This is a genomic window from Actinosynnema sp. NPDC023658 (assembly GCF_040639995.1).
Taxonomy (GTDB): domain Bacteria; phylum Actinomycetota; class Actinomycetes; order Mycobacteriales; family Pseudonocardiaceae; genus Actinosynnema.
On the sequence record NZ_JBFAAX010000007.1, the window covers coordinates 1 to 21,682 of the forward strand.

15 protein-coding genes and 1 tRNA gene are annotated in these 21,682 nt (G+C 71.7%); 5 read left to right on the top strand and 11 right to left on the bottom strand.

Features of this window, described 5'->3' with window-relative positions; all coding sequences use genetic code 11:
- The 6 genes from AB0G02_RS01915 to argS form a co-directional block, all read right to left on the bottom strand.
- The coding region (locus AB0G02_RS01915; RefSeq protein ID WP_360787841.1) for a Rho termination factor N-terminal domain-containing protein at positions 1-716 on the bottom strand (716 nt) is incomplete at its 3' end.
- A gap of 344 nt (positions 717-1,060) precedes the next feature.
- Positions 1,061-1,951: a homoserine kinase gene (thrB, locus tag AB0G02_RS01920; protein ID WP_360787843.1), complete on the bottom strand. Its 891-nt coding sequence runs from the start codon at positions 1,949-1,951 to the stop codon at positions 1,061-1,063.
- Positions 1,948-3,054, bottom strand: a complete 1,107-nt coding sequence (gene thrC, locus AB0G02_RS01925) for a threonine synthase (protein WP_360787955.1) — start codon at positions 3,052-3,054, stop codon at positions 1,948-1,950. Before thrC ends, thrB begins: the two co-directional genes overlap by 4 nt.
- Positions 3,054-4,388 (bottom strand): homoserine dehydrogenase, encoded by a 1,335-nt coding sequence (locus tag AB0G02_RS01930; RefSeq protein ID WP_360787845.1) that lies wholly within the window; start codon positions 4,386-4,388, stop codon positions 3,054-3,056. The genes thrC and AB0G02_RS01930 overlap by 1 nt, the downstream gene beginning before the upstream one ends.
- 3 nt (positions 4,389-4,391) lie before the next feature.
- Complete coding sequence (gene lysA, locus AB0G02_RS01935) at positions 4,392-5,816, bottom strand: diaminopimelate decarboxylase (protein WP_360787847.1); 1,425 nt, start codon at positions 5,814-5,816, stop codon at positions 4,392-4,394.
- Positions 5,816-7,465, bottom strand: a complete 1,650-nt coding sequence (gene argS / locus AB0G02_RS01940; RefSeq protein ID WP_360787850.1) for an arginine--tRNA ligase — start codon at positions 7,463-7,465, stop codon at positions 5,816-5,818. Before argS ends, lysA begins: the two co-directional genes overlap by 1 nt.
- 170 nt (positions 7,466-7,635) lie before the next feature.
- Between argS and AB0G02_RS01945 the strand changes: the two genes are divergently transcribed.
- From AB0G02_RS01945 to AB0G02_RS01955, 3 genes are all read left to right on the top strand, one after another.
- On the top strand, positions 7,636-8,478 hold the full coding sequence (locus AB0G02_RS01945) for a DUF3105 domain-containing protein (RefSeq protein WP_360787853.1): 843 nt from the start codon (positions 7,636-7,638) through the stop codon (positions 8,476-8,478).
- A gap of 3 nt (positions 8,479-8,481) precedes the next feature.
- Positions 8,482-9,195, top strand: a complete 714-nt coding sequence (locus tag AB0G02_RS01950; protein ID WP_360787856.1) for a DUF305 domain-containing protein — start codon at positions 8,482-8,484, stop codon at positions 9,193-9,195.
- An 88-nt stretch (positions 9,196-9,283) separates the two neighbouring features.
- The gene (locus AB0G02_RS01955) at positions 9,284-11,173 is read left to right on the top strand and encodes an acyl-CoA dehydrogenase family protein (protein WP_360787858.1); all 1,890 of its coding nucleotides are present in this window, start codon (positions 9,284-9,286) and stop codon (positions 11,171-11,173) included.
- 244 nt (positions 11,174-11,417) lie between these two features.
- On the opposite strand, the gene AB0G02_RS01960 is transcribed toward AB0G02_RS01955, so the two are convergent.
- A complete protein-coding gene (locus tag AB0G02_RS01960; RefSeq protein ID WP_360787958.1) occupies positions 11,418-12,563 on the bottom strand; it encodes an ROK family protein in 1,146 nt (381 codons plus the stop codon).
- A gap of 178 nt (positions 12,564-12,741) precedes the next feature.
- On the opposite strand from AB0G02_RS01960, the gene AB0G02_RS01965 reads away from it, so the two are divergent.
- On the top strand, positions 12,742-17,007 hold the full coding sequence (locus AB0G02_RS01965) for a GH92 family glycosyl hydrolase (protein ID WP_360787861.1): 4,266 nt from the start codon (positions 12,742-12,744) through the stop codon (positions 17,005-17,007).
- Between the two features lie 10 nt (positions 17,008-17,017).
- Here AB0G02_RS01965 and AB0G02_RS01970 read toward each other — a convergent pair whose 3' ends face one another.
- The gene (locus AB0G02_RS01970; RefSeq protein ID WP_360787864.1) at positions 17,018-17,926 is read right to left on the bottom strand and encodes a cation diffusion facilitator family transporter; all 909 of its coding nucleotides are present in this window, start codon (positions 17,924-17,926) and stop codon (positions 17,018-17,020) included.
- A gap of 44 nt (positions 17,927-17,970) precedes the next feature.
- Complete coding sequence (locus tag AB0G02_RS01975) at positions 17,971-19,575, bottom strand: SDR family oxidoreductase (protein WP_360787866.1); 1,605 nt, start codon at positions 19,573-19,575, stop codon at positions 17,971-17,973.
- Positions 19,576-19,640: 65 nt separating this feature from the next.
- On the opposite strand from AB0G02_RS01975, the gene AB0G02_RS01980 reads away from it, so the two are divergent.
- Positions 19,641-19,715 (top strand) — tRNA-Arg (locus tag AB0G02_RS01980).
- Positions 19,716-20,140: 425 nt separating this feature from the next.
- On the opposite strand, the gene AB0G02_RS01985 is transcribed toward AB0G02_RS01980, so the two are convergent.
- The gene (locus AB0G02_RS01985) at positions 20,141-20,671 is read right to left on the bottom strand and encodes a pentapeptide repeat-containing protein (RefSeq protein WP_360787869.1); all 531 of its coding nucleotides are present in this window, start codon (positions 20,669-20,671) and stop codon (positions 20,141-20,143) included.
- Positions 20,643-21,155, bottom strand: a complete 513-nt coding sequence (locus AB0G02_RS01990; protein ID WP_360787871.1) for a hypothetical protein — start codon at positions 21,153-21,155, stop codon at positions 20,643-20,645. The genes AB0G02_RS01985 and AB0G02_RS01990 overlap by 29 nt, the downstream gene beginning before the upstream one ends.
- Positions 21,156-21,682: the final 527 nt, after the last annotated feature.

Genomic DNA, 21,682 nt, shown 5'->3' on the forward strand with positions numbered 1-21,682 from the left:
CGCAGCTCGGAGCGGTCCTGCCGGTCGCCCCGGTCGGCCCGGTCGTGCCGCTCGCCGCGCTCGCCCTGCCGGCCGTCACCCTGCCGGGTGTCACCCTGGGCGCGGTCGGACTGGCGGTCGGACTGGCGGTCGACCTGCGGCCGGTCGGACTGCACCCGGTCGGCCTGGGGTCGGTCGGCCTGAGCGGGCCGGTCGGCCTGCGGCAGGGCCTGCTGACCGTCGGCCGCCACCGCTTCGGGGCTGCCCGAGGGGCGGTTGGCGGAACGGCGGCGGCGGTTGCCCCGGCGCCCACCCTCCTCCTCACCGGCGGGCCGGTCGGTCACGTCGAGCTGCTGCTGCGTCGGCTTGTCGACGGCGACAGGCGCCTCGGCGGGCTTCTCCGCCACGGGCGCCTTCCCGACGACCGCCTTGGGGGCCTCGACCTTCTTCTCGGCCTTGGGCGGCGTCGCGGCACTGCCCCGACCGGAGGTGCCGCCCTGCCGCTCCTTGATGGCGGCGATCAGGTCGCCCTTGCGGAGGCCGGCCGTGCCGGTGATACCCAGCTGACCTGCGAGTTCACGGAGTTCGGCCAGCACCATTCCAGAGAGGCCCGCGCGCTTGCGCGGCGTGGCGCTGCCGTTCGAAGGGGTGGTCAGAGCGTTCTCCTCGGCTCCGGAACTGGCAGCGGGGTCGGGAGCAGCAGGAGCTTGGCTGCTCAGTACATCGGTGTTGGTCACACATGTCCTTCCTGACCGGAGCGCGCCTCCTACGCGATCCAGCGGACCTGCCGTCCGACGGAATGCGGTGCGGCAGTTTCGTCCCGGTTCAGGCGGACCTGGCGACGGCGCGGAACGCGCACGAAAGCGGAGTCCTCCGGTGCGGGACTTCGGTCACACGGCGAGCGGGTGCCTTCCAGCGTCGGCCCCGTCCATACGGCACAGAGCCAAGTCACTGGAGGAATGCGATCCGGAACGAACGTCCGGGCACCACACCGGCGCCCGTGCGCGCGGTGACTGATGGCCCCGAGGGTAGACGCCGGTCCGGCCGGGTGCAACAACCGGGGTACGGCGCGTCGCATCACTCAGCCGAGTGGCGCAACCCGGACTCCGCCCAGGTCGACCGGCACCCGGCACACCTCGAAGCCCCCGGTGTCCACGTGGGGCGGCACCACCCCGTCGGGGGGCAGGGCCAGGACGGTGGGCCCCGCGCCGGACACCGCGGCGGGCACCCCGGCCTCCCGCAGGGACCTGACCAGCCGCGTCGTCGCAGGCCAGGCCGGTTCCCGGTACGGCTCGTGCAGCCGGTCGTCCAACGCCTCCAGCAGCAGCGAGGGGTCCGTCGCGAGGGCGTGCACGGCCAGCGCGGACCGCCCGGCGGCGAACGCCGCGTCCTCGTGCGGGACCTTGGACGGCAGCAGGCCGCGGGTCGTCTCGGTGGACGACTCCACCGCCGGCACCAGCACGACCGGCGTCACGCCGGGGTGCGGTTCCACACGGACCGCTCGGTACCGGTCACCCTGCGTCCACGCGATGACCACGCCGCCGAACATGGCGGCCGCCGCGTTGTCGGCGTGGCCCTCGAACTCCGCGGCGAGTTGCAACGCGCTCGTGTCCGACTCGCGACCGGCCAGGGCGAAACCGGCCGCCACGCCCGCCACCACGGCCGCCGCCGAGGACCCGAGACCGCGCGCGTGCGGGATCGCGTTGCGGCACGTCAGCCGCAGCCCCGGCACCTCGACGCCGAGCAGCTCGCACGCCGCCCGGAAGGCCCGCACGACCAGGTGGCCCTCGTCGGTGGGCACGTCCGCCGCGCCCTCGCCGGAGACCTCCACGGCCAGCCCCCCGCCGGTCACGGCGAACTCCAGCTCGTCGTGCAGGCCCAGCGCCATGCCCAGCGCGTCGAACCCCGAGCCGAGGTTCGCCGTGGACGCGGGCACGGTGACGCGGACGCCGCGGGCGGCCGGAGCCGTCACGCCAGCTCCAGCGCGCTCGCCACGGCACCCGGGTCCACCGGCACGGGCTCGACCTCGGTCATGCCCAGCAGCGCGGTGTCCGGGTCCTTCAGGCCGTGGCCGGTGACCGTGCAGACGACCGTGGAGCCCTTGGGCAGCCGACCGTCGGCCACGGTGGCCAGCAGGCCCGCCACGCTGGTCGCGGACGCGGGCTCGACGAAGATGCCCTCGGTCGAGGCCAGGAGCCGGTAGGCCTCCAGGATCTTCTCGTCCGTCACCGCCTCGAACAGGCCGCCGGACTCCTCCTTGGCGGCCACCGCGCCGGTCCACGACGCCGGGCTGCCCACCCGGATGGCGGTCGCGATGGTCTCCGGGTTGGCCACCGGCTCGCCCAGCACCAGCGGCGCGGAGCCCGCGGCCTGGAAGCCGAACATGCGCGGGGTGGACCCGATCACGCCGTCGTTGAGGTAGTCGGAGTAGCCGCGCCAGTACGCGGTGATGTTGCCCGCGTTGCCGACGGGCAGGCAGTGGAAGTCGGGCGCCCGGCCGAGCACGTCGCAGATCTCCCACGCGGCGGTCTTCTGGCCGATCAGCCGCACCGGGTTGACCGAGTTGACCAGCGTGATCGGGTACTCGGTCGACGTCTTGGAGGCCAGCTCCAGGCAGTCGTCGAAGTTGCCGTCGATCTGCAGGATGCGCGCGCCGTGCGCGACCGCCTGGGCGAGCTTGCCCAGCGCGATCTTGCCGCGCGGCACGAGCACCGCGGCGGTGAGCCCGGCCTTGGCCGCGTACGCCGCGGCGCTGGCCGAGGTGTTGCCGGTCGACGCGCAGATCACCGCGCGGATGCCGCTGGCCAGCGCGTACGTCATGGCCACGGTCATGCCGCGGTCCTTGAACGAGCCGGTCGGGTTCGCGCCCTCGACCTTGATGTAGACCTGGCAGCCGGTCAGCTCCGACAGGTGCCTGGCGGCCACCAGCGGCGTGCCGCCCTCGTGGAGGGTGACCACCTCGGCGCCCTCGGGGAGCGGGATCCGGTCCGCGTAGGCGTGGATGATGCCGGGCCACCCCGGCCGCGCGCTCGATCGATTCCCGACTTCGCCGAGAGCTGCTGCTTGGGCCGCCATCATTCTTCGCCTTCCACGCGCATCACGCTGACCACTTCCCGAACCACGGGCAGCCCGCCGATTTTGTCGACGGTCGACCGCAGTGCCGCGTCGGTCGCGGCGTGGGTGACGATCACCAGGCTGGCGTCGTCGACCCGCCCCTCCTGCCGCACGGCCGCGATGCTCACGTCGTGCTCCGCGAACACCGCCGCCACCTGCGACAACACGCCCGCCCGGTCGGCGACGTCGAGACTGATGTGATAGCGGGTGGGCGTCTGGCCCATCGGCCGCACGGGCAGCGCCGCGTAGGCCGACTCACGCGGGCCGCGCCCGCGGTGCACCCGGTTGCGGGCCACCGCGACGAGGTCGCCGAGCACCGCGCTGGCGGTCGGGGCGCCACCCGCGCCCTGGCCGTAGAACATCATCTCGCCCGCCGCGTCGGCCTCCACGAACACCGCGTTGAACGCGCCGTGCACGCCGGCCAGGGGGTGCGAGGTGGGGATCATCGCCGGGTGCACGCGCACCGAGATGCCCTCGGCGGCGCCCCCGGTCGACGGGTCGTCGGCCCCGATGGGCACGCGCTCGCAGATGGCGAGCAGCTTCACCGTGCGGCCCAGGGCCTTGGCGGCGGCGATGTCGGCGGCGCTGACCGAGGCGATGCCCTCCCGGTGCACGTCGGCGGCCGTCACCCGGCTGTGGAACGCCAGGGACGCCAGGATCGCGGCCTTGGACGCGGCGTCGAACCCGTCCACGTCGGCCGTCGGGTCCGCCTCGGCGTACCCGAGCCTGGTGGCCTCCTCCAGGGTCTCGCCGTAGCTCGCCCCCGTGGAGTCCATGCCCGAGAGGATGAAGTTCGTGGTGCCGTTGACGATGCCCATCACCCGGGTGATGCGGTCACCGGCCAGCGACTCGCGCAGCGGGCGCAGCAGCGGGATCGCGCCCGCCACCGCCGCCTCGAAGTACAGGTCCGCGCCCGAGGCGTCGGCGGCCTCGAACAGCTCGCCCGAGTGCTCGGCGAGCAGCGCCTTGTTCGCCGTCACCACCGACTTGCCCGCGCGCAACGCGGTCAGCAGCAGCGTCCGGGCGGGCTCGATGCCGCCGATGACCTCGACGACCACGTCGACCCCGTCCGAGGACACCAGCGCCTCGGCGTCGGTGGTCAGCAGGTCGGCGGGCACCTCGCGGTGCTTGTTCGGCTTGCGGACGGCGATGCCGGCCAGCTCGACCGGTGCGCCGACCCGGGCGGTGAGGTCGGCCGCCTGGTCGATGAGCAGCCGGACCACCTCGGTGCCGACCGTGCCGCAGCCGAGCAACGCGACCCTGATCGGTTTGCCGTCGCCTTCGTGGCTTGACACTTCTCATACCTCCAGGCGGAACAGGTCTTCCTCGGTCTCCCGGCGCAGCAGCAGCCGGGACTGGCCGGCCTCGACCGCGGCGACCGCGGGCCGGGGCAGTCGGTTGTAGCCGCTGGCCATGGAGTAGCAGTACGCGCCGGTCGCGGCGACCGCGATCAGGTCGCCCGGGGCGAGGTCGTCGGGCAGCCAGCAGTCGCGCACGACCACGTCGCCGGACTCGCAGTGCTTGCCGACGACCCGGCACAGCACCGGCCGGGCGTCCTCGGCCGCGGCGCGCGAGACCAGCTTGCAGTCGTAGACCGCGTCGTAGAGCGCGGTGCGGATGTTGTCGCTCATCCCGCCGTCCACGCTCACGTACCGCCGGACCACGCCCGCGTCGAGCTGGACGTCCTTGACCGTGCCCACCTCGTACAGGGTCACCGTGCCCGGGCCGACGATGGCGCGGCCGGGCTCGACCGCGATCTTCGGCGCGGGCAGCTCGGCGTGCTCGCACTCCTTGGCCACGATGTTGCGCAACTGCCTGGCCAGCTCGGCGGGCGGCGGCGGGTCGTCGTCCGGGGTGTAGGCGATGCCGAGGCCGCCGCCGAGGTCCACGGTCGAGACGTGGTCGAGGATCGCCCCGCCGTGCTCGTCGCGCAGCTCGGCCAGCAGCCCGACGACCCGGCGCGCGGCCACCTCGAAGCCGCTGGCGTCGAAGATCTGCGAGCCGATGTGGCTGTGCAGGCCGATCAGCCGCAGCCCCTCGGCCTTCAGCACCCGCCGCGCCGCCTCGGCCGCGTCACCGGAGGACAGCGAGAAGCCGAACTTCTGGTCCTCGTGCGCGGTGGCGATGAACTCGTGCGTGTGCGCCTCGACGCCCACCGTCACCCGGATCATCACCGGCTGCACCCGGCCGCACTCGCGGGCGATCTGGTCCAGCCGGGCGATCTCGAAGAACGAGTCCAGCACGACCGCGCCCACACCGACCTCGACCGCGGCGGTCAGCTCCGCGACGGACTTGTTGTTGCCGTGCAGCGCGATCCGCTCCGGCGGGAACTCGGCGCGCAGCGCGACGGCCAGCTCGCCGCCGCTGGCCACGTCGATGCTCAGGCCCTCCTCCGCGACCCACCGGGCCACCGCGACCGACAGGAAGGCCTTGGACGCGTAGTGGACCCTGGTCGGGTCCCCGAACGCCTCGGCGTGCTCGCGGCAGCGGGCGCGGAAGTCGGCCTCGTCCATCACGAACAGCGGGGTGCCGTGCTCCTGGGCGAGCTGCCGCACGTCCACGCCGGCCAGGCGCACCGCGCCGTCCTCGCCGCGCTCGGCGTTGCGCGGCCACACCTGCGGGTGCAGGTCGTCCAGGTCGGCGGGCGTGGCCGGGCGGTTGCCCGCCGTGTTCGACGGGACCATGACGTCGGCGTGCCGGGGACCGGCCGGGTGCGCGCGCATCACATGCGCTCCGGCGCGGTCACGCCGAGCAGCGCGAGGCCGTTGGCGAACACCTGGCGGGTCGCGGCGCACAGGCTCAGCCGGGCCCGCTGGACGTCGGTCGCCTCGTCGTCGCCGCGCGGCAGCACGCGGCACTCGGGGGTGTCGTAGAACCGGTGCAAGGTGCCCGCCAACTCCTCCAGGTATCGCGCGACCCGGTGCGGTTCGCGCAGCTCACCGGCGGTCGCGACGACGCGGGGGAACTCACCGATGGTCCGGATCAGGTCGCCCTCGCGGTCGTGCGCCAGCAGCTCGAAGGACTCGTTCGGCGTCATGCCGAGGTCGGCGGCGTTGCGCAGCACCGAGCAGATCCGCGAGTGCGCGTACTGCACGTAGAACACCGGGTTGTCGTTGCTCCGCTTGCGCAGCAGGTCGAGGTCGATGTCCAGCGACGAGTCCGTCGAGGACCTGCTCATGGCGTACCGGGCGGCGTCCACGCCGACCGCGTCCACCAGGTCCTGCATGGTGATGACGGTGCCCGCGCGCTTGCTCATCCGGACCGGCTTGCCCTCGCTGACCAGGTTCACCATCTGCCCGATCAGCACCTCGACCGACGCCGGGTCGTCGCCCAGCGCCGCCGCGGCGGCCTTGAGCCTGCCGATGTAGCCGTGGTGGTCCGCGCCGAGCATGTAGATGCACAGGTCGAAGCCGCGCGAACGCTTGTCCACCAGGTACGCGATGTCACCGGCGATGTACGCCGGGTCACCGTCGCTCTTGATGACCACGCGGTCCTTGTCGTCCCCGAACTCGGTGGACCGCAGCCACCACGCGCCGTTCTCGAAGTACAGGGCGTCGGAGGACTTGAGCCGCTCGACCGCCTCGGTGACCGCCCCCGACTTGTGCAGCGAGTCCTCGTGGAAGAAGACGTCGAAGTCCGTGCCGAAGTCGTGCAGGTCCTTCTTGATCTCCTCGAACATCAGGCCGACGCCGATGCGGCGGAAGATCTCGTGCGAGTCCGCCGAGGTCAGCGCGCTGGGCTCCTGCCGCAGCACCTGGGCGGCGATGTCACCGATGTAACCGCCCGCGTAGCCGTCCTCGGGCGCGGGCTCGCCCTTCGCGGCGGCGATCAGGGACCGGACGAACCGGTCGATCTGCGCGCCCGCGTCGTTGAAGTAGTACTCCCGGGTCACCTCGCCGCCGTTCGCGGCCAGGACGCGGCCCAGCGCGTCGCCCACCGCGGCCCAGCGGGTGCCGCCGAGGTGGATGGGGCCGGTCGGGTTGGCCGAGACGAACTCCAGGTTGATCCTGGTGCCGGCGAGCCGGTCGCCGCGGCCGTAGGCCTCGCCGGCCTTCAGCACGTCGCGCACGACCGCGCCCTGCGCGTCCGCGGCGAGCCGCAGGTTCAGGAAGCCGGGGCCCGCGACCTCGACCGAGGAGATGGCGTCGGCGCCGGTCAGCGCGTCGGCGAGCCAGCCGGCCAGGTCGCGCGACCCGACGCCGACCTTCTTGGCGGTCTGCAGGGCCAGGTTCGTGGCGTAGTCGCCGTGCTCGGGGTTGCGGGGGCGCTCGATCGTGACCGCTGTCGGCAGGGCGGCGGGGTCGAGGCCGCGGCTGGACAGCACGTCCACGGCCGTCGCACGGACCAGTTCAGCGAGAGCAGCGGGAGTCACCCGACAAGTCTAGGGAAGCGTTCCCGCTGGTCTCGACCGGGATGGGCGTCCCGCGAAGTGGGATCGGCAACCGGTGGCGACCACCCGCTGTGACGGGCAGTTGACGGTGATCAGACACGGTGTCCCTACACTGGCCCGCGGCATGGGCGTATGACGAGACTGAGGCGGACATGACCAGCGGCAAGAAGACGAAGGCCGCGCGCTCCAGCGTGGCGGCGGCGCGCTCCTCGGTGGTGGCGAAGAAGCCGAAGCCGTGGGGCACGATCATCGCGGTGCTAGCGGTGCTGGCCCTGGCCGGCACGGTGTTCGGCTACGCGTACTCGCAGATCGCCGACCGCAACGCGAAAGAGGCCGCGCTCGCGAAGTGGAACCCGACCGAGGAGCACAAGGACCCCTCGGACCAGATCCAGGGCGTCGTGAAGGTCGAGTACGAGGCTTCCAAGCACGTCGACGCCACCCAGCGGGTCGCCTACGACCAGTCGCCGCCCTTCGGGGGTCCGCACGACAACGTGTGGGCCGACTGCACCGGCACGGTCTACTCGGCCGCGGTCCGCAACGAGAACATGGTCCACCCGCTCGAGCACGGCGCGGTGTGGATCGCCTACAACCCGGACCAGATCAGCGGTGAGGCGCTCGACAAGCTGAAGGCGCGCGCCGACGGCCAGCCGTTCACCATGCTGTCGCCGTACCCGGGCCTGGACAAGCCGATCTCGCTGCAGTCGTGGGGCCACCAGCTCAAGCTGGAGAGCGCCGACGACGAGCGCATCGACCAGTTCATCCAGTCGCTGCGGCGCAACCAGTACACCTACCCCGAGGTCGGCGCGTCCTGCGAGTCCGCGACCTTCGACGTGGCCAACCCGCCGCCGTTCGTGGCCGAGGCCCCGGGCCCGGACGCCGTGCCGATGACCGGTGGCACCGCCGACAACTCGGAGAACGGCACCCCGCCGATGTCGGGCGCCCCGTCCGCGAGCGGCACGGACGCGCCTGCGGCCACCACCACCTCTGGTAGCTGACCCGTGGCGGACGCCGAGCAGGAACAGGCACCGGTCGCCCCCAGCCGGGGGACCACCGCGACCCGGACGGTCGTCGTGGCCGTCGCGGTCGTGGCCGTGCTCCTGCTCGGCGCCGCCGTCGGCCTGCTGATCAAGCTGCCGGGCGCGGACAACAGCTCCACGCCCGCGCGCGACTCCGTTGACGTCGGCTTCACGCAGGACATGTCGACGCACCACCTCCAGGGCGTGCAGATGGCCAACATCGCCCGGGACCGGACCGCCGACCCGGCCATCGAGCAGCTGGCCTTCGACATCTCCTCCACGCAGCTGGAGCAGGTCGGCCGGATGAAGGGCTGGCTGTTCCTCTGGGGCTACCCGGAGCAGTCGGCCGACGGCAAGCACATGTGGTGGATGACGGCCTCCGAGGGCCACGGCCACTCGGGCGGCGCCGGGTCGAGCGCGGCCGCCGACGACAACGGCCGGATGCCCGGCATGGCGTCGCCGGACGAGTTGTCCCAGCTGCGGTCGCTGACCGGCGTCGAGATGGACGTGTACTTCCTCCAGCTGATGCTGCGGCACCACCAGGGCGGAGCGCCGATGGCGGAGTACGCCGCCGCGCACGCCGGCCAGCCGGTGGTGCGGACGCTCGCGGACAACATGCTGAAGTCCCAGACGAGCGAGGCCGCGTACATGAAGGAGCTCCTCGCCGAACGCGGCGCCGCTCCCCTGCCGAGCTGATCCACCGGCCGGCCGTGGCGGCTCGGCATCACCCGGTTGGGGCTACCCGTCGGTAGTAGCGTGGGAGACCCCATCCTGGAGGTCAGCGATGACCGCAGTGGACCCCGGCGAGCACGTGGACGAGCGCACCGCCCGCAAGGTGGCCGAACAGGCCCGCGAGACGCGGTGGCGCCACCCCAGCTTCGGCCGCGAGCTGTTCCTCGGCCACTTCCGCCTCGACCTGATCCACCCCCACCCCAGCGGCACGGCCGAGGACCGCGAGCGCGGCGAGACCTTCCTGGCCGCCCTGCGGGAGTACTGCGAGCACACCGTGGACGGCGCGGTCATCGAGCGCGACGCCCGCATCCCCGACCACGTGCTGACCGGTCTCAAGCAGCTCGGCGCGTTCGGGATGAAGATCAAGCCCGAGTACGGCGGCCTCGGCTTGTCCCAGGTCTACTACAACCGCGCGTTGATGATGGTCGGGTCGGTCAGCCCCGCGCTGGGCGCGCTGCTGTCCGCGCACCAGTCGATCGGCGTGCCGCAGCCGCTCGCGCTGTTCGGCACCGACGAGCAGAAGCGGGAGTACCTGCCGCGCTGCGCGACCGGCGCCGTCAGCGCCTTCCTGCTCACCGAGCCGGACGTGGGCAGCGACCCGGCGCGGCTCGGCACCACGGCCACGCCCACCGACGACGGCTACCTGCTCGACGGCGTCAAGCTGTGGACGACCAACGGCGTGGTGGCCGACCTGCTCGTGGTGATGGCCCAGGTGCCGGGCAAGGGCATCAGCGCGTTCGTCGTCGAGGGCGACTCCCCCGGCATCACGGTGGAGAACCGCAACGAGTTCATGGGCCTGCGCGGCCTGGAGAACGGCGTCACCCGCTTCCACCGGGTCCACGTGCCGAAGGCCAACCTGATCGGCGAGGAGGGCGCGGGCCTGAAGATCGCGCTCACCACCTTGAACACCGGCCGGTTGTCCCTGCCCGCCCTGTGCGCGGGCGCGGCGAAGTGGTGCCTCAAGATCGCCCGCGAGTGGTCCGGCCAGCGCGTGCAGTGGGGGCTGCCGATCGGTCGGCACGAGGCCATCGCGGGCAAGGTCGCCTACATCGCGGCCACCGCGTACGCGCTGGAGGCCGTGCTCGACCTGTCCAGCGAGCTGGCCGACGCCGGTGGGCACGACATCCGCATCGAGGCCGCGCTGGCCAAGCTCTACGGCTCGGAGATGGCCTGGCTGGTCGCGGACGAGCTGGTGCAGCTGCGCGGCGGGCGCGGCTACGAGACGGCGGCGTCCCTGGCGGCCCGCGGCGAGCGCGGCGTGCCGGCCGAGCAGGTGCTGCGCGACCTGCGCATCAACCGGATCTTCGAGGGCTCGACCGAGATCATGCACCTGCTGATCGCGCGGGAGGCGGTGGACGCGCACCTCGCCGTCGCCGGGGACATCATCGATCCGGAGGCGGACGCCGGGCGCAAGGCGCGGGCGGTGGCCAGGGCGGGTGGGTTCTACGCGAAGTGGCTGCCGACGCTGGTGGTCGGCAGGGGCCAGGTGCCGCGGGCCTACGCCGAGTTCGGCCCGCTGGCGGGACACCTGCGGTTCGTCGAGCGGTCCAGCCGCAAGCTGGCCCGGCAGACGTTCTACGCGATGTCGCGCTGGCAGGGGCGGATGGAGCGCAAGCAGCGGTTCCTGGCGCGGATCGTGGACATCGGCGCGGAGCTGTTCGCGATCAGCGCGGCGTGCGTGAAGGCGGCGGCGGACGGCGACCGGGCGGTGGAGCTGGCGGACGCGTTCGCCGCGCAGGCCAGGGTCCGGGTGGAGGAGCTGTTCGACCGGCTGTGGCGCAACTCCGACGACTCCGACGCCGCCCTGGCGCGGCACGTCCTGGACGGGCGCTTCACCTGGCTGGAGGAGGGGGTGCTGGACCCGTCCACCCCCGGGCCGTGGATCGCGGACTCCGAGCACCGGGCCTCGACCGCCGAGGACGTGCACCGCAGGACGCCCTAGTCGGCGGACCACCGTGCCACCGGACGCCGTTGTGCACGGGGCAGGTGTTTGCGGGCGCGGCACCTGCCCCGTGGCACGGTCGAAAGGGGACCACGTCCCCCGTACTCCCCTTTCGACTCCCCTTCTAACAACGGAAGGACACACACCCTCCAGGAGGAGGTAGTGCGTGACGCTACGTCATTACTGGCGAGTTGAGACTTACGACGTTCGAGTGAATCAGCAGGTGAGAGCCACTCGACTACTCTCAGAGAGTCACGGCACCGCGGCGGTCGAACACGAGCTCGCGCGCCGTCCGCAACCCGATCTCGATCGCACCGCCGATCACCGCGCCGTCACCCAGCTCGCCCGCCACGATCCGCGGCGCCAGCGGCGTCATCCGGCGCAGCGCGGCCTCCACCGGCTCCTGGAGCAGGTCGGTGTTGCTGCCGACGCCGCCGCCGAGCACCACCAGCTCGGGGTCGATCACCGCCACCACCGACGCCACCACGAACGCCAGCCGCTCCGCCTCGTCGCCCACCGCCGCCAACGCCCGCTCGTCACCGGACCGGGCCGCCGCGAACACCTCGCGCGCCGACCGCACCGCCAGACCGCGCTGCCGGGCCAGCGCCACCACCGACCCCGCCGCCGCGGCGGCCTCGACCTGGCCGCGCTGCCGTCCGTCCTCTTCGGACTGGCCCGCGTAGGGCAGGTAGCCGACCTCGCCCGCCGCGCCGTGCGCGCCGCGGAACAGCCGGCCGTCCACCACGATCCCCATGCCGATCCCGGTGCCGACGGTGAGGCACACGAACACGTCCGCGCCCCTGGCCGCCCCGTGCGCCTGCTCGCCCACGGCGGCGAGGTTCGCGTCGTTCTCCACCACGAGGCCCGCGCCCAGCTCGGCCTCCAGGTCGTCCAGCAGGCCGGGCCGTTCCCAGCCGGGCAGGTTCGGCGCGTGGTGCAGGGTCCGGTGGCGCGGGTCGGGCACGCCGGGCGTGCCGACCACCTTCACCACCAGGTCGGACGGCGACAGGCCGGCGTCGGCCGCGGTCCGCTCCGCCAGCTCGCGCACCGTGCGGACCAGCGCCGTCGCCGAACGGCACCGGTTGCGCTCGTCGACCCGCGCGATCACCGAACCGGCCAGGTCCGCCACCGCCACCCGGATCCGCTGCCTGCCGATGTCCACGCCCAGCACGTGCCCCGCCGCCGGGTTCGGCTCGTAGACCACCGCCGAACGCCCGGGTCCGGACGACGTGCGGCCGCTGGGGCGCACCAGGCCGTGCTGCTCCAGGTCGACCAGCGCCTGACCCACGGTCGGCTTCGACAGGCCGGTGTCGCGGGCGATCTGCGGCCTGGTCGCCGGACCGCCCGCGCGCAGCAGGTCGAGCACCGCGCGCTGGTTGAGCACGCGCATCCCCGCGGGGGTGCCCACCGGGGGCGGGTTGCGGGCCGTCACAGCCAGTGAGTGTAGATCGGTTGGAGCAGCACCCGGACAGGCTTCCGGACAAGTTGCCGAGCCTGACTTGACAACGATGTCACATGGCCTTTTGCTTCGCTAAAGATCGGGTCGGTATGGCGGAAAGGCGTGCGCGATGGGGCTCATGCGGGGCAGGAGATCGCTGGTGGTCGTCTCGACCATCGCACTGGCGATGGGGAGCGTGGGAGGCTGGTCGTCCGCGACCGCCGCGCCGGAGGAGCCAACCGTGAGCGAGACGCTCTTCGCCTCGTCGTTCGAGGACGGGCAGCCGCAGCCCGACTGGGCGAGCACCGTGGAGACGGGCCCGGACGGCACGCCGAAGACGTCGGGCGTCAACGGCTCGGACTCCACCGGCGTCCCCGGCAACGTCACCGACCGCGTGGTCGACGTGGTGGCCAACTCGGAGAACTCGGGGTCCGGCGAGGTCGCCGGGAACCTGGTCGACGGCGCCGTGGCGTCGAAGTGGCTCACGTTCACCTCGACCGGCTGGGTGCGGTTCACCTTCGCCGAACCGGTCGCGGTCAAGCGCTACGCGCTGTCGTCGGCCAACGACGCGCCCGAGCGCGACCCGAAGGACTGGACCCTGCGCGGCTCCGACGACGGCACCACCTGGACGCCGGTCGACGCCCGCACCGGCGAGGTGTTCACCGAGCGGTTCCAGACCAAGACCTACGACACGGCCAACACCGCGGCGTTCAAGCACTACCGGCTCGACGTCACCGCGAACGCGGGCGGCGTGAACCTGGTGCAGCTGGCCGAGGTCCAGTTCTCCGACGGCTCCACCACCCCGCCCGCGCAGAACATGCGCACCACCGTCGGCAAGGGCGCCACCGGCGGGTACAACGCCAAGGCGGGCGTCGGGTTCACCGGCCTGAAGGCGTTGCGCTACCAGGGGACGCACGTCGCCGAAGGGCGCGGCTACTCCTACAACAAGGTCTTCGACGTCGACATCCCGGTCACGTCGACCACCGAGCTGTCCTACCTGGTCTTCCCGTCGTTCACCACGGACGACCTGAACTACCCGGCCACGTTCGTGTCGCTGGACCTCGCGTTCTCCGACGGCACCTACCTCAGCGACCTCGGCGCGCGCGACCAGCACGGGTTCGAGCTGTCACCGCGCGGCCAGGGCGCGGCGAAGTCGTTGTACACCAACCAGTGGAACCGGGTCGCGTCGGTCGTCGGCGCGGTGGCCGCCGGCAAGACGATCAAGCGGATCCTGCTCGCCTACGACAACCCGAAGGGCCCGGCGGGCTTCAACGGCTGGGTCGACGACATCGCGGTGAAGTCCGCGCCCGCCACCGTGGACCGCCCGCGCCCGACGGACTGGGTGCTGACCAACCGCGGCACGAACTCCAGCGGCTCGTTCTCGCGGGGCAACAACTTCCCCGCCACCGCCGTGCCGCACGGCTTCAACTTCTGGTCGCCCATGACCAACGCGGGCTCGATCAGCTGGCTGTACGAGTACGCGAAGAACAACAACCGGGACAACCTGCCGACGTTGCAGGCGTTCACCGCGAGCCACGAGCCGAGCCCGTGGATGGGTGACCGGCAGACGTTCCAGGTGATGCCGTCCGCCGGCACGCCGACCGCCGACCGCGCCGTGCGCGCCCTGCCGTTCAAGCACGAGAACGAGACCGCGCAGGCGCACTACTACGGCGTGAAGTTCGAGAACGGGATGCGCACCGAGATCGCGCCGACCGACCACGCCGCGCTGTTCCGCTTCACGTTCGTGGACGGCACCTCGAACCTGGTGTTCGACAACGTCAACAACAGCGGCGGGCTCACGCTGGACCCGGCGTCCGGCGTGGTGACCGGCTTCTCCGACGTCAAGAGCGGGCTGTCGACCGGCGCGACCAGGCTGTTCGTGTACGGCGTGGTGGACCGGCCGGTGACGTCGAGCGGGCGGCTGACCGGCGCGGGCCGGGACGACGTGGCCGGCTTCTTCCAGTTCGACACCTCCGCCGACAAGACCGTGACCCTGCGGATCGCGACGTCGTTGCTGAGCGTCGACCAGGCGCGGCACAACCTGGAGCTGGAGGTGTCCGCCTCGGACACCTTCGAGTCGGTGCGCGACCGCGCGCAGCAGGCCTGGGACCGGGTGCTGGGCATGGTCGAGGTGGAAGGCGCGTCGGAGGACCAGCTGACCACGCTGTACTCGAACCTCTACCGGCTCTACCTCTACCCGAACTCGGGCTTCGAGAACACCGGCACCGCCGACGCGCCGAAGTACCGGTACGCGTCGCCGGTGCAGGCCGCGGGCAACCCCACGCCGACGCAGACCGGCGCGAAGGTCGTGGACGGCAAGGTCTACGTCAACAACGGGTTCTGGGACACCTACCGGACCACCTGGCCCGCCTACAGCCTGTTCACGCCCAAGCGGGCCGCGGAGCTGGCGGACGGGTTCGTGCAGCAGTACCGGGACGGCGGCTGGATCTCGCGCTGGTCCTCCCCCGGCTACGCGAACCTGATGACCGGCACGAGCTCCGACGTGGCGTTCGCGGACGCGTTCGTGAAGGGCGTGCCGCTGCCCGACGCCAAGGCCGCGTACGAGGCGGCGGTGAAGAACGCCACGGTCGCGCCGCCGAACGCGGGCGTCGGCCGCAAGGGCCTGGACACCTCGATCTTCACCGGCTACACGTCCACCGCCACCGGCGAGGGCATGTCGTGGGCGATCGAGGGCTACGTCAACGACTACGGCATCGCCAACATGGCCCAGGCGCTGTACGAGAAGACCGGTGACGCGCAGTACCAGGCGTCGTACGAGTACTTCGCCAACCGGGCGCAGAACTACGTCAACATGTTCGACCCGTCGACGGGCTTCTTCCAGGGCCGCAACCCCGACGGCACGTGGCGTGCCCCGACCGACGAGTACGACCCGCGCGAGTGGGGCCACGACTACACCGAGACCGACGGCTGGAACATGGCGTTCTCCGTGCCGCACGACGGGCAGGGGCTGGCCAACCTCTACGGCGGCAAGGACGGGCTGGCGAAGAAGCTGGACGAGTTCTTCGCGACCCCGGAGACGGCGAAGTTCGTGGGCTCGTACGGCGGCGTGATCCACGAGATGACCGAGGCGCGGGACGTGCGGATGGGGCAGCTGGGGCACTCCAACCAGGTGTCGCACCACATCACCTACATGTACGACTACGCCGGTCAGCCGTGGAAGACGCAGGAGAAGGTGCGCGAGATCCTGTCCCGGCTGTACCTGGGCAGCGAGATCGGCCAGGGCTACCCCGGCGACGAGGACAACGGCGAGCAGTCGGCGTGGTGGCTGTTCAGCGCGATGGGCTTCTACCCGCTGCAGATGGGCAACGACACCTACGCCATCGGGTCGCCGCTGTTCAAGAAGATGACCGTGCACCTGGAGAACGGGCGCTCGCTCGTGGTCAACGCGCCCGCCAACTCCGCGCGGAACGTCTACGTGCAGTCGCTGAAGGTCAACGGGAAGAAGTGGGACAAGTCGTACCTGCCGCACGCGGAGGTCGCGAACGGCGGGGTGCTCGACTTCGAGATGGGGTCGTCGCCGTCGAAGTGGGCCACCGGCCCGGACGCCGCGCCCCCGTCGTTGACCACGGGCACGTCGGCGCCCACGCCGCTGCGGGACGTGACGTCGCTCGGGACGGTGACCGGCGCTCCCGCGTCGGTGGTCGACAACACGTCCCAGACCTCCGGCGCGCTGTCGTGGTTGCAGGTGGACCTGCCGTCGAACAAGGAGACCGCCACCTTCTACACGCTGACCTCGGGCAAGGCCGCCGGCGACCCGGCCGCGTGGGTGCTGAGGGGGTCGTACGACGGCAAGACGTGGTCGACCGTGGACGAGCGGTCCGGCGAGGCGTTCCCGTGGCGGCAGCAGACGCGGGCGTTCAAGATCGCCCGACCGGGTCACTACCAGCACTACCGGCTGGAGTTCCCCGGTGAGGCGACGCTGGCCGAGTTCGAGCTGCTGGCCAAGCCGTTCGTGACGTGCTCGGCGTCGGTGACCGGGCAGCACTCCGGGCCGTTGCGCGTGCAGTCGGGCGTGACGTGCGTGGACGGCGCTTCGGTGACCGGGCCGGTCACGGTGGCCGCGGGCGCGTCGCTGTACGTGTTCGGCGGGTCGGTCGAGGGCCCGGTGAACGCGACCGGCGCGGCGGCGGTCGTGCTGGTGGGGACGACGGTCGGCGGTCCGGTGAACATCACCGGGACGTCCGGCGAGGTGTCGCTGGAGCAGGTGAAGGCCGGCGGACCCGTGCGGCTGGTGGACAACAAGGGCGGCACGCTCGTGGCCGGCAACGCGGTCGACGGGCCGCTGTCCTGCACGGGCAGCGACCCGGCGCCGGTGAACAACGGGTGGGCGAACGAGGTGCACGGCCCCAGGACGGGTCAGTGCGCCAAGCTCTAGGGCTGACGGGTCACCAGGAGATTTCGCGGCACCTGCGCGCGGAATCTCCTGGTTCGACCTGGAGCGTGGCGTGCTCGATGCGGTATCGGTCGGCCAGCAGCGCCTGCGCGGCGTGCAGCACCTCGGCCGGGTCGACGCCCTCGCAGGTCGTGAGGTGCGCCGAGGCGACCTCCATGCCCGAGGTCAGCGTCCAGACGTGCAGGTCGTGCGCCTCGGCCACGCCCGGCAGGCGGCTCAGGTCGGACTGCATCCCGACGACGTCCAGGCGTTCCGGGGCGTGCTGGAAGAGGATGCGCAGCGCGCTCGCCGCCAGCTTGTAGGTGCGCGGGAGGACGAAGAGGCCGATCGCGACACCCATGAGGGGGTCGGCGTAGCGCCAACCGAAGACCAGCGTGACCGCGCCGCTGACCAGCACGCCCACCGAGCCGATGAGGTCGGCCACCACCTCCAGGTACGCGCCGCGGACGTTGATGCTCTCCTTGGCGCCGTCCCTGAGCACCAGGAACGAGACGAGGTTCGCGGCGAGGCCGCCGGCGGCCACCACGACCACCGGCAGGCCGGGCACCTCGGGCGGGTCGCCGAACCGGCCGACCGCCTCGTACACGACGTAACCGGCCACGCCGAACAGCAGCACGGCGTTGGCCAGGGCGGCCAGCACCTCGGCCCGGTAGAGGCCGAACGTCCGGCTGCCGCCCGTCTTCGCGCGGCGGGCCAGCATGATGGCGGCCAGCGCCATGCCGACGCCCGCGACGTCGGTGAGCATGTGGGCGGCGTCGGAGATCAGGGCCAGCGAGCCGGTGATGGCGCCGGCGACGAACTCCGCCGCCATGAACGCCGCGCCGATGCCGAAGGCGACCCACAGCCGGCCGAGGTGCTTGGCGCTCCCCGACGGCACCCCGTGGCCGTGTCCGTGACCCATGGGCCGGAACATATAGTCACATGCGCATGAGTGCAACTTGAGTGTCAGGCCCGCCACAACCGTCCCAAGGCGCGGACCAGGCCCGGCGCGACCCGGTTCAGCAGGTGCACCGCGTTGGCCTCCGCCGTGACGGGTACCACCACCCGGTGCGGGCGCACCTCGTTCACCAGATCGAGCACCTCGGCCGCGACCTTCTCCGGCCCGAAGCCGCGCAACCGGGACGTCCTGGCCGCCCGCTGCCGCCGTTCGTCCTGCTCGGCCTCCGTGGAGCCGGCGAACGTGAACGTCCTGGTGATGTCGGTGTGCACGATGCCGGGGCAGAGGGCGGTCGCCCGGATGCCGTGCTCGCGCAGCTCGGCGTCCAGGCACTGCGCGAGCATGAGGACGGCGGCCTTCGTCGTGGAGTAGGCGGGCAGCGCGGCGTTCGGCAGGTACCCGGCGGCGGACGCCGTGACGACCAGGTGGCCGCCCTCGGCCCGTTCCACCATCCGGGGCGCGAACGCCCGGAGGGTGTGCACGACACCCCAGAGGTTGACGTCGACGACCCGTCGCCAGTCCTCCTCCGACGTGCGCAGGAACGACCCGACCACCCCGATGCCGGCGTTCGCCACGACCACGTCGGGCACCCCGTGCCGGCGCGCGACCTCCTCGGCCACCGCTCCGGTCGCCGCCGCGTCCGCCACGTCGAGCCGGTAGGCGTGCCCACCGACCCGTTCCGCCGTCTCCCGGGCCCGCTCCTCGTCCACGTCCAGCACGACCACCTCGGCGCCGTCCCGGGCGAACGCCTCCGCCGTGGCCCGTCCGATCCCGCTGCCCGCACCCGTGATGACCACCAGGCGCCGCCGGTGCGTGCCGTCGATCGCGTCCTCGATGTGCCGTGCGACCTGGTCGGGGTGCGTGCGCGGGGCCCAGTGACCGGCGTGCAGCACGCTCCGGGTGAGCTGCTCGACCCACGGCTCCGCCGCCTCCAGGTGCTCCCGGACCACGTACGGGTCGTCGGTCAACCGGACCTGGTGGACCCGGACCGACACCTTCCGCACGTCCCTGGGCCCCTTCGCCCCCACGTTCGCCCGGTACAGCCCGAGCCCGTTGACCAACTCCCGCCGCCCGGCCCCCAACCGCCGCCGGACCGCCGGAACCCGCCACACCAGCTCGGGCACCACGGGAACCTTGAACCCCGCGATGTACCAGGACCTGCGCAGCACGTTGAGCACCTTGAAGGGCCGCAGGCGATTGCGCCTCACCCAGTCCCCGACCTGCCCCAGGTCCGGCCCGGAGATGCTGGTGAACGAGAGGAACAGGTCGGGCCGCGCCGCCACCGCCGCCCAGCCCTGCGTGGAGCCCCAGTCGTGCCCGACGAGGTGCACGGGCCGCCCGACGTCCCGCACCACCGCCACCAGGTCCTCGACCAACCGTTCGAGCGAGTACCCCTCGACGTCCGCCGGGGCCTCCGACCCCCCGCTCCCCCGCACGTCGTACCGGATCACCCGGAACCGGGCACCCAACCTCCCCGCGACCGCCCCCCACACCTCGGACGTGTCCGGGAACCCGTGCACCAGGACCACCGGAACCCTCTCGGCCACCCCCTCCTCGGTCACCCGAAGTCCCAGGTCAGCCCCTCGAACCACCCACTCGCGCACCGGCTCCACACCTCAAGAGGGTAGGGGGTGAAAACGCGTCGCCCGAGTGCGCTAAGCTTCCTCCCGTAGCTGCGGCCCCCGTAGCTCAGGGGATAGAGCACCGCCCTCCGGAGGCGGGAGCGCAGGTTCGAATCCTGCCGGGGGCACCACCACGAAAAGGCCTTTGACCGGAGAAGACGTCGATCAAGGGCCTTCGTCGTCTGTCCGGCCGTGTCCGGTCGAGACCGGCCGTCTACGGCTGCCTGTGCCAAATACGGGCCAAAGTTCGGCTAGCCCGGACGGTGACCCAGAGCGGCCTCCGCATGCTGCCGGACCGTCACCGCCTCTCCGTCCAGGCACTTGGCGTAGATCTTCAACAGCACCTCCACCGAGTGCCCCGCCCACCCGGCGACCGTCACCGCGCGGCACTCGCGCCGGGGGCAGCGCCGCTGTCCCACCTGTCTCGCCTGTCTCGGCATAGCGGATGACCAGCGGATTATGGTGAGACAGGTCATGAGACACCTGTCCCACCTGTCTCACCAACCGTGCGGTGCCCACCCTTCCCAGGGTGCTGTCATTGGGAGCGAACTGGGGATCAGTCGCCAGCAGGTTCGGAAGTCTGGTTGCCAGAGGGTTCGTGCCCAGAGTTTCCGGTGAAGGTCACTCCGTCAAACGTTGGGCCGCTGGTGAAGGTCGCTCCGCCGAACCCTGCGTTCCCGGTGAAAGTCGCGTCGTCGAACCGGACGTCCTCGGTGAAGGTCGTTTCGTCGAACCAGGCGCCTTCGGTGAAGGTCGCTCCGCCGAACTCTGCGTTCCCGGTGAAGGTCGCTCCGTCAAACCAGGTGTTCGCAGTGAACGTCGCTCCGTTGAACCCGGCGTCCCCGGCGAAGGTCGCTCCATTGAACCCTGCGTACCCGGTGAAGGTGGCCTGGCGGAACATTGCATTGTGTAGCAGGCAGTCTTTCATATACCAGTCGACGAGGACTGCGGCGGTGAGATCGAGGTCGATGTCTGTCCAGAAGGTCGCTGCGGGGTAATCGGCGTCGTCGCCGGGGTGCACGTGGGTGGTGAGAATGCGTTGGGCGGTTAGTCGAACTTCACGCTTGGACTCGTTCGCGGTATTCATTACGGACGGCTTGGTCGGCGTCGGCGTCGGCGTCGGGAGGGTCACCCGGGAGATCGAAGGGGGCGCGGAGGTAGGCGCAGAGCACATTGACCACGGTCTGGCGCAAGGCGGGGTTGTCGGGGTGGTCCTGCTCGAGGCGTTCGAGTGCGTAGAGGCCGCCGTGTCGGACTGGGGTCTTATCCGATCCAAGTTGCTCCACAGACTTTGCGTACAGATCGGTGATGCGGCGGGCAGCGGCGTCGCGTTCGGTTGTGGCCGCGATCTCGCGTTGCAGTTCGTAGGCGCGGGCGACGTCGGCTTGGTCGCGTTCCTTCTGCACCAGCCCGATTTCGGTGGCATGTTGGCGTCGCCACGCCAGGTACAGCGCGAAGAGCCCACCTCCGCCCATTCCGATGCTCGACCCGGTGCGCAGTGCGTTGAACCGCGCGTTCACCAGCTCCGCACCGGACAGGCCTGCGGTGCCTGCCCACCACAGCGCCACCACAGCGCCACCACCAGGCTGATCGTCGCTGCGGCGATCAGGGCCGCCACGGTCGCGATCACCCTGCGCGGCATCGGTTCCAGCGGCGTGCGTGACGTGGATGGTGTCGGAACCGGCACGGGTGTACGGGTGGCGGACTGCTCGCGGGGGGGCAGGGTGGGGTAACGGCACCGGAGTAGGGCGGTCCTCGGGCATGTCCGCATCATCGTCGGTTGATGCGGCTGTGTTTCCTGACGACACGCCAGTCAGGCCGGGCGGCTCGCCGCGGACAGGGGTCCAGCGAGTGCCTGTGCCGAGGACGTACCGAAACGGCTGTACCGAGAGCTGCAAGTGCTGGTCAGAGATGGTCTTTTGCGGGACTCTGTGAATCCGTCACTCTTGTTGCTTGTCTGACGAGGCAGCAGCAACTGCCTTCCCGAGGTAGACGCTGTGCCCACCCCTGGCACCCCCCGCACACCCCCCCCACCCCCCACCCCACTCGGGCCCGCCCCCGCCGGAGACCGCGCGGGGTAATATTAAGGGTGGTTGTA